The sequence below is a fragment of the Mesorhizobium sp. ZC-5 genome (genome assembly GCF_025753855.1).
Taxonomy (GTDB): Bacteria; Pseudomonadota; Alphaproteobacteria; order Rhizobiales; family Rhizobiaceae; genus Neomesorhizobium.
In genome coordinates this window covers 487414-502952 of record NZ_JAOWPT010000001.1, presented here as the reverse complement: position 1 = coordinate 502952, position 15539 = coordinate 487414, and the positions used below count along the sequence as shown (strand labels likewise).

Below are 15539 nucleotides of genomic sequence, written 5' to 3'. Positions count from 1 at the left end.
GGAGATATCGTCTGCTGAGCGGAAATCTGTCCACCTCAGATCCTATGGCGCTGTCACCCTCGGCGCTGACACCTTCTCCGTCGTCGCCCGCATCGCTTCAGCCTTCGCGCCTTCTGTCCTTTCCTGATGCTTCTTGCCCCACTCCGCCAGCGGAGCCAGCGCTAGGTCGAGTTCGGCCCCCTCCGGCGTCACCGAATATTCGACGCGCGGCGGCACCTGGTGAAAAACCTCGCGGTGGATGATGCCGTCGGCTTCCATCTCGCGCAGGTGCTGGATCAGCATCTTTTCGCTGATTTCCGGCTGCAACCGCTTCAGTTCGCCGAAGCGGCAGGGCTGCGCCTGGTGGATCTGCCAGAGCAGCAGCGCCTTCCATTTGCCGCCGATCACCGCGAGTGCTGGACCGAGCCCGCAACTGTCCGGCTGATTTTTCGGTTTTTTTGCCACGGAACTCTCCAATTCTGAGGAATTGGTGGGTACCTTACTTTTTTGTCTGTACTTGAGCAATCGTAAGTGCCTGCCTAGCTTTGGGTCAGGACGCTGGTGCTCGCGACAGACGGGTCGCACGGGTGCTCCGACCGGGCAAGCCCGGCGGCCAGGCCGTTGCGTACCCCGCGGTTTCAACGAGAAGATCACGGCCGCAATCGCGCCGGGAAGGGATGAATCATGGGCAGATTTCAAGGCAGGAAAGCCGTCATCGTCGGCGGCACGCATGGAATGGGGCTGGCGGTAGCGCAGGCGCTGATTGCCGGCGGCGCCGAGGTGCTGATCACCGGGCGCAACGAAAAGAACCTCGCGGATGCCAGGCAGAAGCTCAACGGCAGCGTGCACGTGGTGCGTTCCGATATCGCCGACATGAGCGATATCGCCGTGCTCGGCGCGGAAGTGGGGCAGAAGCTCGGCGAGATCGATTTTCCTGCACGTCAACGCCGGCATTTCCGAGCTGGAGCCGTTCGACCAGGTCACCGAGGCGTCCTTCGACCGCCAGTTCGACATCAATACGAAGGGCGCCTTCTTCACCACGCAGCGGCTGATCCCGCTCATCAAGGAGGGCGGCGCGATCGTCTTCACCTCGTCGGTCGCCGAGGATTCCGGCACGCCGGGCATGGCGGTGTATTCCGCCACCAAGGCCGCGCTGCGTTCCTTCGGCAAGGTGCTGGCGGCGGAGCTGCTGCCGCGCGGCATCCGGGTGAACGTGGTGAGCCCCGGCTTCATCGACACGCCGACCATGGGCGTCGCCGGCGCTTCGGCCGAGGAACGCGCGGCGTTCATGAAGATCGGCGACGCGGTCACGCCGATGAAGCGCCACGGCACCACGGACGAGGTGGCGCGCGCCGTGCTGTTCCTCGGCTTCGACGCCACCTTCACCACCGGCGAGCGCATCAAGGTCGATGGCGGCCTTGGCCAGGATCTGTCGCCTGCGATGGGGTGAGGCTTTGTACGGGTGGGTGGACCGCATGGCGGGAAGATGCCTCGCCGCTTGCTACCCCCACCCCTAACCCCTCCCCTCAAGGGGGAGGGGGATTTTCCTGGAGCCGCCATACCGCGTCGATCTTTGTCGAGCAGTAGGCAAGATATCCCCCTCCCCCTTGAGGGGAGGGGTTAGGGGTGGGGGTAATTTCCCAGCCACTTCCGCGATTAGTTCGAAAAGAATGGAGAAGACAATGACTGACGTATCCGTTATCGGTCTCGGCGCCATGGGCACCGCATTGGCCGAAGCCTTCCTTGCGAAAGGCCTCAAAGTGACGGTCTGGAACCGCACTTCCGGCAAGGCCGGCGCGCTTACGGCGAAAGGCGCCGTCGAGGCAGGAACGGTCCAGCAGGCCATCGCCGCGAGCAAGCTGGTCGTCGCCTGCCTGCTTGTCTACGACACGGTTTACGAGGCGTTCGAACCTGCCAAAACCGCGCTTGCCGACCGCACGCTGGTCAACCTCACCAACGGCACGCCGGCGCAGGCGCGCGCCATGGCGGAGTGGACGGCCAAACAGGGTGCCGACTATCTCGACGGCGGCATCATGGCGGTGCCGCCGATGATCGGGCAGCCGGAAGCGCTGATCCTCTACAGTGGCTCGCAACAGGCGTTCACGGCACACGAGAAGGCGCTGGCCGCACTGGGCACGGCGCAATATCTCGGCAGCGATGCGGGGCTGGCGCCGCTGCACGACATCGCGCTGCTCACCGCCATGTACGGACTGTTCTCGGGTGTCACCCACGCCTTCGCCCTGACCGGCTCGGAAAAGGTGCCGGCGGAAACTTTTCTCCCCATGCTGACCGGCTGGCTCGGCGCGGTCATGACATGGCTGCCCGACATGGCACGGCGGATCGACAGCGGCGACTACCGCAGCGATGTCGTCTCGAACCTCGAGATGCAGGCGGCGGCGTTCGACAATTTTATCACCGCCAGCGAGGAGCAGGAGGTGAGCCCGGAACTGATCGCGCCGATGTTCCAGCTGATGAAAAAAGCCGTCGCCGCCGGTTACGGCGACGCCGATCAGGCCAGCCTGGTGGAGATGATCAGGAGGCCGCCGGAGCCACAGAAGGAGCAGGCGACGGGCTGATCGCCCGGTCGAGCGCCAGAAGCATGTGCGCCTCGATCTCTTCCCGCAGCCGCAGGCGTTCAGCCGGGTCGGCGGTGACGAGGTAGAGATCGACTAGCGTGCCCATTAGCACGTTCATGAAATGCAGGCGGGCGGGGTCCATGGCGGTTCCGTCCGCGAATTTCTGCAGGAAAGGCCGCAGCAGATCGCCGACGATGGTGACCTCGTTGTTGCCGCCCTGGTCCGCCGCGACCGGCCGGATGGCGCGCATGGCGGCAAGCAGGCCGGAATGCGCGGGAATGGCGTCGGCGGTGGCGAGATAGAGCCGCAGCAGTTCCCGAGCTGCGTCGGCTACTGCAAGGCCCGGAGCGAGGTCGGCGAGCCCGGCGCCACAGGTCTGGACGATGCGAGTCACGGTTGCGTCGTAGGCGGCAAGCAGAAGCGCGTCACGATCGTCGAAGTAGCGGTAGATGGTGCCGACCGAAACGCCGGTCACGGAGGCCAGCCGGGTCGTGGTGACGGCTTCGGCGCCTTCCGCGGCAACCAGTTCCTCCACCGCCGCCAGCAGTCTGTCGCGGGTGCGCAAGGCGCGGCCTTGCCGAGGCACGATGGCATCGGCAGTTCGCGTGTCGCTTGGAAAGTGAAACTGTTTCATTTTCGTTGACTTTGACGGAGCCGGCGGGCATCGTCAAGCGATTACGAGGGAGGATTTTTCGATGCGGTCATGGCTTTCGCGGGTGGTTTTTCCGGCGCTGCTGGCGGGTGTTTCAGCCGGTGCGCTTCATGCGGCGGAGATTTCAGTGGAGGCCGGCGTGGGGGCCGAGGAACGGCTCGTCGAAGCGCTGATCATGGCGCAGCCGGGCGATACGGTGTCCATCGGCGCCGGCCGCTTCGAGCTGACCGAGGGCCTGTCGCTCGACGTCGACGACGTGGTGGTGAAGGGTGCCGGACAGGATGCGACCGTGCTCTCCTTCAAGGGCCAGACAGGATCCGGCGAGGGGCTGCTGGTCACCTCGGACCGCGTCGTACTCGAAGATTTCGCGGTCGAGGATTCGAAGGGCGACGGAGTCAAGTCCAAGGGTTCGGACCAGATCACCTTCCGCAACCTGCGTGTCGAGTGGACCAACGGACCCGACGCCAAGAACGGCGCCTATGGCGTCTATCCCGTGTCGTCGAAGAATGTGCTGGTCGATGGCGTGACGGTGAAGGGCGCGGCCGATGCCGGCATCTATGTCGGCCAGAGCGAGAACATCGTCGTGCGCAACTCGGTCGCCGAATACAATGTCGCCGGCATCGAGATCGAGAATTCGTTCAAGGCCGACGTCTACAAGAACCGGGCAACCCACAATACCGGCGGCATCCTGATCTTCGATCTGCCGAACCTGCCGGTGCAGGGCGGTCACGACATCCGCGTCTTCGACAATGACGTGGTCGACAACGACACGCCGAACTTTGCGCCGAAGGGCAACATGGTGGCGATCGTGCCGAAAGGCATGGGCATCATGGTGATGGCCAACCGCAACGTGCACGTCTTCAACAACCGCCTCGACGGCAACGGCACCGCGCATGTGCTGATCGCCGCCTATCCCAACGACTACGACGACGACAACTACATGTTCGTCCCCCGCGGCGTCTTCGTCCACGGCAACACCTATGGAGAAGGCGGCGGCGAGCCCGACGGCGAGGTGGGCAAGACGATCTCCGATGTATCGGGGACGCCGGTGCCGGATATCGTCTGGGATGGGGTGACGCGGATCCCGGAATACTTCTCCTGGACCTCAGCCGAAAACCGCGTCTATGTCGACGAGGCCGAAGGCACGACATTCGTCAATCTGAAGATGATCTCGCAACTGATGCTGCCCTGGGGCTGGTGGCCTGACACCGACATCGCCGGCTACAAGGGCAGCCTGCCCGAGCCGGCACCGGTTAAGCTGCCGCAGGACAGCGGGGCGTAGATTTACAACTGATTTGCCGGCTCAAATGCGTTCTACGTTGCCCCCCTCTGTCCTGCCGGACATCTCCCCCACAAGGGGGGAGATTGGATTTCATGTCCGTTCTCGCCAACCTTCTCGGCTGCAAAGGGAGGCGAAACAGCGAAGCTGCCAATCTCCCCCCTTGTGGGGGAGATGTCCGGCAGGACAGAGGGGGGCGCGAAGAAACACGGCGGTCTACTCATTTATCTGCTGGCTCTTTTCGTACCTCTTGGCGACAATCCCCATCCAAGCCGCGCCTTCGCTCGATGCGATCCTCGCCCAGAAGCCGCCAAAACTCCTATCCGAATACGGCTTCTTCGACGATGCGCGCTCGCAAAAGCCGGCGACCGGCGTGGTGCCGTTCCGGCTCAACACGCCGCTGTTCTCCGACAATGCGCAGAAATTCCGTTTTGCGTATCTGCCTGAGGGCAAGGCCGCACGGTACGACGCCACGGAGGCCTTCGAGTTTCCGGTCGGCGCGGCGCTCATCAAGACTTTCGCCTTCCCGGCGGATTACCGCAAGCTGGAAGAGAATCTGCGGCTGGTCGAGACGCGGGTACTGCTTCGCCAGGAAACCGGCTGGCAGGCCTGGGCCTATCTGTGGAACGACGAACAGACCGACGCAACGCTCAAAATTGCCGGCGCCAAGGTGGAGATCGCAACCATTTCGGCCGACGGATCGCCGCTGGCTTTCACCTATGCGGTCCCCAACAAGAATCAGTGCAAGGGCTGCCATGCCTTCAACGGCTCGATCGTGCCGCTCGGACCGAAAGCACGTAACCTGAACGGCGATGCCGTTTATGACGGTGTCACGGAAAACCAGCTGGCGCACTGGACCGCGCTGAAGATACTGACCGGCGCTCCGGCACCCGAAGCCGCACCGGAAGCTCCGGATTGGCTCGATCCGTCGGCACCTCTCGACCATCGCGCCCGCGCCTGGCTCGACGTCAACTGTGCCCACTGCCATCGCCGCGAAGGACCGGCCAGCAATTCCGGCCTGTTCCTGACTTTCGGTGAAAGCGTTTCCGTTGCCTACGGGGTGATGAAACGCCCGGTGGCTGCCGGCCGCGGCTCCGGCGACCGCCAGTTCGACATCAAGCCGGGCGATCCCGACGGCTCGATTCTGCTTTATCGTGTCGAAAGCACGGAGCCCGGAATCATGATGCCGGAACTCGGCCGTCATATCGCCGATCCCGATGCCGCGGCCCTGCTCCGGCAGTGGATCGTGGAGATGGAATAGCTTCCGCTGCCTGCTGGTTGTAGGGCGTCAGGGTGCCTGATTGGAGGCTCTTGCGCGGTATTGGAACGATTTCCTAAGAATTCGTAACAAATACTCACAGAAAGTGATGTCCTTCAGGGTACCTGTTGTGGCAGATCAAGCACCCAAGGGGCGGGGTACTCGTGGGGTAAAGGATAGACGATGGCAGGACGTTATTTCGGAACGGATGGTATCCGGGGACGGGCAAACAAATTTCCGATGACTGCCGAAGTGGCGATGAAGGTCGGCATGGCTGCAGGCATGTCGTTTCAGCGCGGCAATCATCGGCATCGCGTGGTCCTCGGCAAGGATACGCGCCTGTCGGGCTACATGATCGAGAATGCAATGGTTGCCGGCTTCTGCGCGGCCGGCATGGACGTGCTGCTGCTCGGCCCGATCCCGACGCCGGCGGTTGCCATGCTGGCGCGTTCGCTGCGCGCCGACATCGGCGTGATGATCTCGGCGTCGCACAACGCCTACCACGACAACGGCATCAAGCTGTTCGGCCCGGACGGCTACAAGCTTTCGGACGAGATCGAAGGCCGTATCGAGGCCATGCTCGACGGCGAGATCGACGTCAAGCTGGCGGACCAGGACGCACTCGGACGCGCCAAGCGCATCGACGGCGCCTATGACCGCTACATCGAATTCGCCAAGCGTACGCTGCCGCAAGGCTCGATGTCGCTGGCCGGGCTGCGCATCGTCGTCGATTGCGCAAACGGTGCCGGCTACAAGGTGGCGCCGGATGCGCTGTGGGAACTCGGCGCCGAGGTGATCACCATCCACAACGAGCCGAACGGCTTCAACATCAACGAAGACTGCGGCTCGACGAACCCGATGAGCCTGGTCAAGAAGGTGCTCGAAGTTCGTGGCGATATCGGCATCGCGCTGGACGGCGATGCCGACCGCATGGTCATCGTGGACGAGAACGGCACGCTCGTCGACGGCGACCAGATCATGGCGCTGATCGCCGAATCATGGAACCAGAACGGCCGGCTGGCCGGTGGCGGCGTCGTCGCGACCGTGATGTCGAACCTCGGCCTCGAACGTTTTCTGGACAGCGTCGGCCTGCAGCTGCACCGCACGAAAGTCGGCGACCGCTATGTCGTCGAGCACATGCGCGCGCACGGGCTCAATGTCGGCGGCGAACAATCCGGCCACATCGTGCTTTCGGACTTCTCGACCACCGGCGACGGGCTGGTCTCGGCACTCCAGGTGCTTGCTTGCGTGAAGCGCGAAGACAAGCCGGTCAGCGAGATCTGCAAGAAATTCGAGCCGGTGCCGCAGCTTCTCAAGAATGTCCGCTTCTCCGGCGGCAAGCCGCTCGAAAGCGCGCCGATCAAGGCTGCGATCGAGGACGCCCGCAGCCAACTGGGCAAGAACGGCCGGCTGGTCATTCGTCCGTCCGGCACCGAGCCGCTGATTCGCGTCATGGCCGAGGGCGACGATTCAGGTCTGGTCGAAAAGGTCGTGAACGATATCGTCGATCTGATCGCACATACGAAGACCGCCGCCTGATCGGTATTTCAGTTGTCAAAAGAGCCCGCCCATCGGCGGGCTTTTTTCATTCCCGCGCGCGCGATTTCCTCGCCGAACCTTTCCTTAACCAAGGTAAAACGTGGTTAAGGAATAGGGTTAAGCGGCCCTTAACCTTTGCAATTCATTATCCACGCGAGTTCAAACCACCGGACCGGCGGGGAAACCGGGAATCGCAGGGGTGAAAGCATATGTTCAGATTTGCCAAGCGCGCCTTTTTTGCCGCAATGCTCGCCGGCGTCGCCATGCCGGCGTTCGCAGCAGACATCATGGAGCCGCCGATCGTCGAGGCGCCGCCGCCCGTCGCTTACGAAGAGCCTTCGTATGGCGCCTGGTATATCCGCGGCGACGTCGACTACCATTGGTCGGATCTTGGTGGCGCCGACTATATTACCTATGGTCCGCCCCCCGGAACGGGCACCTTCGATTCCACCGACCTCAGGGGCGCGATGTCGATCGGCGCCGGTGTCGGCTACCAGGTCACCAAATACTTCCGCACAGACCTGACCGGCGACTACTGGTTCGAGTCGGATTTCGACGGACAGACCTCGGGGACCTGCGGCGGGCTGCCTTGCGTTTCCAGCGACAGCTCTTCCTATTCGGCATTCGTGCTTCTGGCCAATGCCTATGTGGATCTCGGTACGTATAGCGGCTTTACGCCCTATGTAGGCGCCGGTATCGGCGGCGCGCATGTCAAATGGGATACGCTCAGAAACACCGTCGACGGCATCACCACCGAACACGAGGGTGCCGATAACTGGCGTTTCGCCTGGGCGCTGATGGCCGGTGCGTCCTACTGCCTGACCAGCAATCTGCAGCTCGATGGCGGTTATCGTTACACCAATATCAGCAAGGGCCGCATGTTCGAATACGCCCCGGTCGCCGGTCCAGGGTTCGACGGCGGCTTCGATGTACACGAGGTTCGCGCCGGTCTGCGTTACTCGTTCGGTGGCGCCAACCCGAACTGCGCCGAGCCCGTCGTGGCCTACGAGCCCCCGCCGGTGGAGCCCGTCTACAAATAACAAGACGACCAGGTTTCTGACAAAACCGCCCGGCTCGCCGGGCGGTTTTGTTTTATGCTGATCTCGCAGTCATTCATTCGCACAATGCGACGATAACTCTCTGTTAGCCTTAACCGCGACTTAACCACTATGGTTAACAATACTCTCGAAACGGGGGCTAGCCGGGTGGATGCCGGTCAGCCAAATCGGCGGGAGTTTCGGTTATGAATCTGCATTCACGTTTGCTTCTGCCGGCATTGGCAGCAGCGCTTCTGGCAACGGCGTCGGTGCATGCGGCGGACTATGATCCGCCGATCGTGGTGGATGAAGCTCCGGAATTCGTGCCGGTCGAGGTCGGCTCCGGATGGTATCTGCGCGGCGATGTCGGCTACAGCGTCAACAAGCCCTACGATTATTTCGAACAACCGGACGGCTTCTCCTCGAGCGAGAGCCCGATCTCCGGAAGCGTCGGCATGGGCTATCACTTCAACGATTATTTTCGCGGCGAACTGAATTTCGGCATCCTGCCGACGAGCAAATTCTCCAACGACTTCATGAGCAGCTGCGAGGGCACCCAGACGGTGACGGTGACGAACCCGGATGGCTCCACCACGGTCGCATCCGGTCGGCGCTCGCGCGATTGCGAGGGCTCCGACAATGGCAGCAACAAAGCCTACAATCTGATGGCGAACGCATATGTCGACCTCGGCACCTATTCCGGCTTCACGCCCTATGTGGGCGGCGGCGTGGGCGTGGCCTACACCACCTTCCGGTCCTCGGTGGGCGACCGTAACTGCATCGATCAGTCGGCCTCGGCGGGGAACACCACAACGATCTTCGAGTGCGACGATCCTTCGGCCTATGAGGGCGCCGTCCAGTCCGAACGGCAGTACAACTTCGCTTATTCACTCGGTGCCGGCTTTGCCTATCGCGTCAGCAAGAATGCGTCGGTCGATTTCGGCTACCAGTACTTTGCCGTTCCTGACGCAAAATACGTCTCGATGGACATGGCAGGCCCGACGCTCCACAAGGGCATCGACTACCATCAGGTCAAGGTCGGGCTGCGCTACGATCTCTGGTAACCGGAGGTCTCGCAAAACCAGGAAGGCGGGTCTCGTACCCGCCTTTTTTGTTTCGCGGGGAAGAGTATCTCATCCAAAGTATCCCATCCGCGACAAAGACATTTCTCTTGACGCCGCTTCGGCAAGCGCTTAACGCCGTCCGTGGGCCACTCCTCCCCAACGAGGAGCTAGCTATCTGGAAGGATAGAACCACGATGACGACTGTCGCCAAGCCCGGACTCCGTCCGGCAAACCCTAATTTTTCCTCTGGTCCCTGCGCAAAACGTCCCGGCTGGTCGCTCGAAGCGCTCGCCGACGCGGCGCTCGGCCGTTCGCACCGCGCCAAGATCGGCAAGTCCAAGCTCGAGCGGGCGATAGACCTCACGCGCGAAATTCTCCAAGTTCCCGCCGACTACCGGATCGGCATCGTGCCGGCGTCCGACACCGGCGCGGTCGAGATGGCGCTGTGGTCGCTGCTCGGCGAACGCGGCGTCGACATGGTCGCCTGGGAAAGTTTCGGCGCCGGCTGGGTGACCGATGTGGTCAAGCAGCTGAAGCTGGCCGACGTGCGAAAGATCGAGGCCGACTACGGATCACTCCCCGATCTTTCCGCCATCGATTTCGACCGCGACGTCGTCTTCACCTGGAACGGCACCACTTCCGGCGTGCGCGTGCCGAATGGTGATTTCATCCCGGCTGACCGCCAGGGCCTGACGATCTGCGACGCCACCAGCGCCGCTTTCGCGCAGCGGCTTGATTTCGCCAAGCTCGATGTCGTCACCTTCTCCTGGCAGAAGGTGCTCGGCGGCGAGGGCGCGCATGGCATGCTTATCCTCAGCCCGCGCGCGGTGCAGCGCCTCGAAAGCTACAAACCCGCCTGGCCGCTGCCGAAGATTTTCCGGCTGACGTCGAACGGCAAACTGATCGAGGGCATCTTCAAGGGTGAGACCATCAACACGCCGTCGATGCTTGCCGTCGAGGATTATCTCGACGCGCTCGGCTGGGCGAAGTCGATCGGCGGGCTCGATGCGCTGATTGCCCGCGCCGATGCCAATTTCGCCGTCATCGACCGTTTCGTTGCCGATTCGACCTGGGCAGGTCATCTGGCGGTCGACCCCACGACGCGCTCCAACACGTCGGTGTGCCTGTCCATCGTCGATCCGCAATTCCTTGCCCTGGACGGCGATGCGCGAGCGAACTTCGCCAAGGCCATGGTGGCGGCGCTCGACAAGGAAGGCGTCGCCTATGACATCGGCGCCTATCGCGATGCGCCGCCCGGACTGCGCATCTGGGCCGGCGCGACGGTCGAGGCATCCGATCTCGAAGCGCTGGTGCCCTGGCTGGACTGGGCTTTCGCCAGCCAGAAGGCCGCGCTCAAGGCTGCCGCCTGATCGTCGAACAATCGGCGGCCGACAAGGCCGCCTATTCCTCATCGTTTCATCAAGGAGGCCGTCATGGCGCCCCGCGTTCTCGTATCCGACAAGCTTTCGCCCACCGCCGTGCAGATTTTCAAGGATCGCGGCGTCGAGGTCGACTACCTGCCAGATCTCGGCAAGGACAAGGACAAACTGCTCGAGGTCATCCACCAGTACGACGGACTAGCCATCCGCTCGGCGACCAAGGTCACCGAAAAACTGATCGCCGCCGCCACCAACCTCAAGGTGGTGGGCCGCGCCGGCATCGGCGTCGACAATGTCGACATCCCGGCCGCATCGCGCAAGGGCATCATCGTGATGAACACGCCTTTCGGCAATTCGATCACGACGGCCGAACATGCCATCGCGCTGATGTTCGCGCTGGCTCGCGAACTGCCAATAGCCAACGCCTCGACGCATTCCGGCAAGTGGGAAAAGAACCGCTTCATGGGGGTCGAGATCACCGGCAAGACGCTCGGCGTCATCGGCTGCGGCAATATCGGCTCGATCGTGGCCATGCGGGCCGTCGGGCTGAAGATGCATGTCGTGGCGTTCGACCCTTTTCTTTCAGAGGGACGCGCCGAAGAACTCGGCGTCGAGAAGGTGGAACTGGACGAGCTGCTTCACCGGGCCGACTTCATCACGCTGCACACGCCGATGACGGACAAGACCCGCAACATCATCAATGCGGAAAGCATTGCGAAGATGAAGGACGGCGTGCGCATCATCAACTGCGCGCGGGGCGGCCTGATCGTCGAGGCCGACCTGGTCGCCGCCCTGAAAAGCGGCAAGGTGGCCGGCGCCGGCATTGACGTGTTCGAGACCGAGCCGGCTACGGAAAGCCCGCTGTTCGGCATGGAGAACGTCGTCGCCACCCCGCATCTGGGCGCCTCGACGACGGAAGCCCAGGAGAACGTCGCGCTGCAGATCGCCGAGCAGATGGCGGATTATCTGGTCAAGGGCGCGGTCTCCAACGCCATCAACATGCCGTCGATCACGGCAGAGGAAGCACCGAAGCTGAAGCCCTTCGTCAAGCTGGCGGAAGTGCTGGGCGCCTTTGTCGGCCAGGTGACGGAGGATCCGATCACTGAAGTCGAAATCCTGTTCGATGGCGCCACCGCGACCATGAACACCCGGGCGCTGATCAGCGCGGCACTTGCCGGCCTGATCCGGCCGCAAGTATCCGATGTCAACATGGTGTCGGCGCCGATCATGGTGAAGGAGCGCGGTATCATCGTCGCCGAGGTGAAACGCGACAAGTCGGGCGTCTTCGACGGTTACATCAAGCTGACGGTGAAAACCGAGAAGCAGACACGGTCGATCGCCGGCACCTGTTTTTCCGACCACAAGCCGCGCTTCATCCAGATCAAGGGTATCAACCTCGATGCCGAAGTCGGTCAGCACATGCTCTACACCACCAATGCCGATGCGCCGGGCATCATCGGCCTGCTGGGCACCGTCTGCGGCGAGAACGGCGTCAACATCGCCAACTTCCAGCTCGGCCGCAACCGCCCGGGAGGCGACGCGATCGCGCTGCTCTATCTCGACGCACCGTTCCCGGAAGACGTGCTCGCCCAGGTGCGGGCGCACAAGTCGATCGACTCGGCCAAGCCGCTGCATTTCGACGTGGCAAGTGTGTGAGGTCAATCGGTCCAAGGATTGACCAGCGGAATGTCGAGGTCGTCAAAGTCTCTGACATTCCGTGTGGCAAGGATGGCGTTCTGTTCAAGGGCGATACCGGCGATCTGGATATCGCCAATGCCGATGTTGTTCCCGCGGCGGTGCTGAAGCAAATCGACCCGGGACGCCTGTTCGGCGGAAGGGCCGTCAAAAGGCAGCACCCGACCGGCGAACAAACCATTCAGCATTTTTTCGAAACCTGCAACCAATGCCTCTTTTCGTTTGCCGTCAGGCATGAAGAGAAGCCCGCTTCTGATCTCAAGAAGCGTGATGGCGGTAATCCAAAGGTCCGATGCTGGCTTCGTATCAAGCCATTGGATAACGCGTGTGTTCATTTCCGGCCGCATCAGCGCCGAAATGACATTCGTATCGAGGATGATCATTCGTCGAATTTCGCACGTCGAACGGATTGGTCCAGTTTGCGTTCGAAAGGCTCATTGTTATCGGGAACATCCCTGAACAGCGCGGCAATTTTGGAACCAAGTCCGTACTCGCCCGGATCAGTTCGCAGCAATTCAGCGCGCAGGATAGCGCGCGCCTCCGCTTCCACGCTCACGCCGTTCCGTTTAGCGCGTTTGCGGAGGCTTTCCTTCACGTCTTCATCGATCTGACGGATCAGCAACTGGGCCATGGCTTTCTCCATTGCTATCATGATAGCATATCGGATTGTGTTTAACACGCCCGTCGTCAGCCTGCACTTTTTCGTCCGCTATGCTCCGCCAGCCAGATGCCGCTGATGACGAGAACCATCGCCAGCGCGTGATAGGTCTGGAAATCCTCGCCGAGGATCAGGATCGACAGCAGCGTGCCGAAGATCGGCACCAGGTTGACGAACAGGCCGGCGCGATTGGCGCCGATCAGTTCGACGCCGCGGATGTAGAAGACCTGCGCCAGGATGGATGGAAAAAGCACCGTATAGGCAATCACACTCCAACCTATCAGGTCCGGCAGAATGGCGGCGCCATACCAGATTTCGGCGATAGCGAAGGGTATGGAAGTGAGGGCGGCGCTGCCGCACAGGACGATGATCATGCTTTGCCAGTGGATCGCCGGCTTGAAGCGCAGCGCGACGGTGTAGCCGCTGTACAAAAGCACGGCCAGCAGCATCAGCGCGTCACCGAAATTAACCTCGAGGTCCAAAAGCCGCGACAGGCTGCCATGGCTCGCGGTGAGAAGCACGCCGACGATCGAAAGCACCGAGCCGAGGATCTGGGCCCAGGTGACCCGCGTGCGGAACAGCAGGAAGTTGGCGAGGAATATCAGCATCGGAATGCCCGCCTGTTCGATGCTGACGTTGATTGCGGTCGTGTAGAGAAGCGCGGAGTAGAGCGCGACATTGAAGAGTGTGAAACCCAGGAAACCAAGGCCTGCCAGGAGCCAGAGGTTCTGCCGGATCACCGGCCAGTCGGCGGTGACACGAGGCATGCCGATGATCAGAAGCAGCAGGAAGGCGGCAATCCAACGCGCCGCGGTCAAAAGCATCGGCGAGACGTGGCCTATCGCCAGCTTTCCGGCGATGGCATTGCCGCCCCAGAACAGGGTGGTCATGAGCAGCAGGGCGTAGGCTTTGCGATGATGCATGAGGACGGCTCTTCCCGAGGTTGCAGGCGGCCTAGAACGCATGCCCGGCCAAGTAAATGATGTGAAAGCCGGAATTTGTTGTGCCTGATCGAAACGACAAGCCCAAAGAAGGGTCGCGCTTGTCGGTTCTTGACGGTATAGAGGCCTGTCATTTTGGGCGCCTTGCGCCGCATGAAGGGGAATTTGCATGGCCAATGTGGTGGTCGTCGGCTCGCAGTGGGGTGACGAAGGCAAGGGCAAGATCGTCGACTGGCTGTCGGAGCGTGCCGATGTCGTGGTGCGGTTCCAGGGCGGCCACAACGCCGGCCACACGCTGGTCGTCGACGGCAAGGTCTACAAACTGTCGCTGCTGCCATCCGGCGTCGTCCGCGAGGGCAAGCTGTCGATCATCGGCAACGGCGTGGTGTTCGATCCCCACGCCTTCGTCGCCGAGTCCACCAAACTGAAGGCGCAAGGCGTCGAGGTGACGCCCGAGCGGCTGAAGATCGCCGAGAACACCGCGCTGATCCTGTCGCTGCACCGCGAACTGGACGGATTCCGCGAGGATGCGGCCTCGAATTCCGGCACCAAGATCGGCACGACCCGCCGCGGCATCGGCCCGGCCTACGAGGACAAGGTCGGCCGCCGCGCGGTACGCGTCATGGATCTGGCCAGCCTCGACACGCTGCCGATCAAGGTCGACCGCCTGCTGACCCACCACAACGCGCTGCGGCGCGGACTGGGCCATCCCGAAGTCTCGCACGAGACCATCATGGAGGAGCTTACCTCGGTCGCTGAGCAGATCCTCCCCTATGTCGATCGCGTCTGGAAAGTCCTCGACGACAAGCGCCGCGCCGGCGCGCGCATCCTGTTCGAGGGCGCCCAGGGGACGCTGCTCGATATCGACCAGGGCACGTATCCGTTCGTGACCTCGTCGAACACGGTTGCCGGACAGGCCGCTACCGGATCCGGCATGGGCCCGGGCGCCATCGGCTATGTGCTCGGCATCACCAAGGCCTACACGACGCGCGTCGGCGAAGGGCCTTTCCCGACCGAGCAGACCAACGAGATCGGCGAGTTCCTGGGCACGCGCGGCCATGAGTTCGGCGTGGTGACCGGCCGCAAGCGCCGCTGCGGCTGGTTCGACGCCGTTCTGGTGCGCCAGGCGGTGGCGGTGAACGGCATCAATGGCATCGCCCTGACAAAACTCGACGTGCTTGACGGTCTCGAAGAGATCAAGGTGTGCACCGGCTACCGGCTGGACGGCGAGGAAATCGACTATCTGCCCGCCAGCCAGGGTGCGCAGGCACGGGTGGAGCCGATTTATGAAACGCTGGAAGGCTGGAAGGGTACGACAGCCGGTGCGCGAAGCTGGAACGATCTGCCGGCGCAGGCAGTTAAGTATGTACGTCACATAGAAGAACTGATCGGAGCGCCGGTGGCGCTGCTTTCGACCAGTCCCGAACGGGACGACACCATACTTGTGACGGACCCTTTTCAAGATTAGACCATGATTCAGTG

Annotated in this window: 14 protein-coding genes and 1 pseudogene; 10 read left to right on the top strand and 5 right to left on the bottom strand. The window is 62.3% G+C overall.

All coding sequences use genetic code 11. The annotated features are described in order from the left end of the window. Positions 1 to 42: 42 nt before the first annotated feature. Positions 43 to 711 carry a helix-turn-helix domain-containing protein gene (locus tag OHD58_RS30565; RefSeq protein WP_318528226.1) on the bottom strand — a complete coding sequence of 223 codons (669 nt, stop codon included), beginning with the start codon at positions 709 to 711 and terminating at the stop codon, positions 43 to 45. On the opposite strand from OHD58_RS30565, the pseudogene OHD58_RS30560 reads away from it, so the two are divergent. Together OHD58_RS30560 and OHD58_RS02335 are read left to right on the top strand one after the other, a co-directional pair. Beyond that, positions 664 to 1429: pseudogene (locus tag OHD58_RS30560) on the top strand (SDR family oxidoreductase). The gene OHD58_RS30565 and the pseudogene OHD58_RS30560 overlap by 48 nt on opposite strands. 232 nt (positions 1430 to 1661) lie before the next feature. Next, positions 1662 to 2555: an NAD(P)-dependent oxidoreductase gene (locus OHD58_RS02335; protein WP_263801427.1), complete on the top strand. Its 894-nt coding sequence runs from the start codon at positions 1662 to 1664 to the stop codon at positions 2553 to 2555. Here the strand turns inward: OHD58_RS02335 and OHD58_RS02330 are convergent. After that, entirely contained in the window at positions 2512 to 3189 is a 678-nt protein-coding gene (locus OHD58_RS02330) for a TetR/AcrR family transcriptional regulator (RefSeq protein ID WP_263801426.1), read from the bottom strand. The two genes, OHD58_RS02335 and OHD58_RS02330, sit on opposite strands and share 44 nt — an antisense overlap. A gap of 61 nt (positions 3190 to 3250) precedes the next feature. Here OHD58_RS02330 and OHD58_RS02325 point away from each other — a divergent pair, with 61 nt between their 5' ends. The 7 genes from OHD58_RS02325 (at position 3251) to serA (ending at position 12419) form a co-directional block, all read left to right on the top strand. Then, positions 3251 to 4489 carry a parallel beta-helix domain-containing protein gene (locus OHD58_RS02325; protein WP_263801425.1) on the top strand — a complete coding sequence of 413 codons (1239 nt, stop codon included), beginning with the start codon at positions 3251 to 3253 and terminating at the stop codon, positions 4487 to 4489. A 247-nt stretch (positions 4490 to 4736) separates the two neighbouring features. Beyond that, complete coding sequence (locus tag OHD58_RS02320; protein WP_263801424.1) at positions 4737 to 5747, top strand: SO2930 family diheme c-type cytochrome; 1011 nt, start codon at positions 4737 to 4739, stop codon at positions 5745 to 5747. Positions 5748 to 5927: 180 nt separating this feature from the next. Beyond that, positions 5928 to 7283: a phosphoglucosamine mutase gene (gene glmM / locus OHD58_RS02315; protein ID WP_263801423.1), complete on the top strand. Its 1356-nt coding sequence runs from the start codon at positions 5928 to 5930 to the stop codon at positions 7281 to 7283. Positions 7284 to 7492: 209 nt separating this feature from the next. Beyond that, positions 7493 to 8323, top strand: coding sequence for an outer membrane protein (locus tag OHD58_RS02310; RefSeq protein WP_263801422.1), 831 nt, complete (start codon positions 7493 to 7495; stop codon positions 8321 to 8323). Positions 8324 to 8526: 203 nt separating this feature from the next. Further along, positions 8527 to 9384, top strand: a complete 858-nt coding sequence (locus tag OHD58_RS02305; protein ID WP_263801421.1) for an outer membrane protein — start codon at positions 8527 to 8529, stop codon at positions 9382 to 9384. A gap of 194 nt (positions 9385 to 9578) precedes the next feature. Then, a complete protein-coding gene (locus OHD58_RS02300) occupies positions 9579 to 10754 on the top strand; it encodes a phosphoserine transaminase (RefSeq protein ID WP_263801420.1) in 1176 nt (391 codons plus the stop codon). Between the two features lie 63 nt (positions 10755 to 10817). Beyond that, entirely contained in the window at positions 10818 to 12419 is a 1602-nt protein-coding gene (gene serA, locus OHD58_RS02295; RefSeq protein WP_263801419.1) for a phosphoglycerate dehydrogenase, read from the top strand. Positions 12420 to 12421: 2 nt separating this feature from the next. On the opposite strand, the gene OHD58_RS02290 is transcribed toward serA, so the two are convergent. The 3 genes from OHD58_RS02290 to OHD58_RS02280 are packed head-to-tail and all read right to left on the bottom strand — an operon-like array spanning position 12422 to position 14039. Continuing rightward, positions 12422 to 12841 (bottom strand): type II toxin-antitoxin system VapC family toxin, encoded by a 420-nt coding sequence (locus tag OHD58_RS02290; protein WP_263801418.1) that lies wholly within the window; start codon positions 12839 to 12841, stop codon positions 12422 to 12424. Further along, entirely contained in the window at positions 12838 to 13089 is a 252-nt protein-coding gene (locus tag OHD58_RS02285; protein WP_263801417.1) for a FitA-like ribbon-helix-helix domain-containing protein, read from the bottom strand. The genes OHD58_RS02290 and OHD58_RS02285 overlap by 4 nt, the downstream gene beginning before the upstream one ends. Before the next feature lie 56 nt (positions 13090 to 13145). After that, on the bottom strand, positions 13146 to 14039 hold the full coding sequence (locus OHD58_RS02280) for a DMT family transporter (protein ID WP_263801416.1): 894 nt from the start codon (positions 14037 to 14039) through the stop codon (positions 13146 to 13148). A 187-nt stretch (positions 14040 to 14226) separates the two neighbouring features. On the opposite strand from OHD58_RS02280, the gene OHD58_RS02275 reads away from it, so the two are divergent. Continuing rightward, the gene (locus OHD58_RS02275) at positions 14227 to 15525 is read left to right on the top strand and encodes an adenylosuccinate synthase (protein ID WP_263801415.1); all 1299 of its coding nucleotides are present in this window, start codon (positions 14227 to 14229) and stop codon (positions 15523 to 15525) included. The last annotated feature ends 14 nt before the right edge of the window (positions 15526 to 15539 follow it).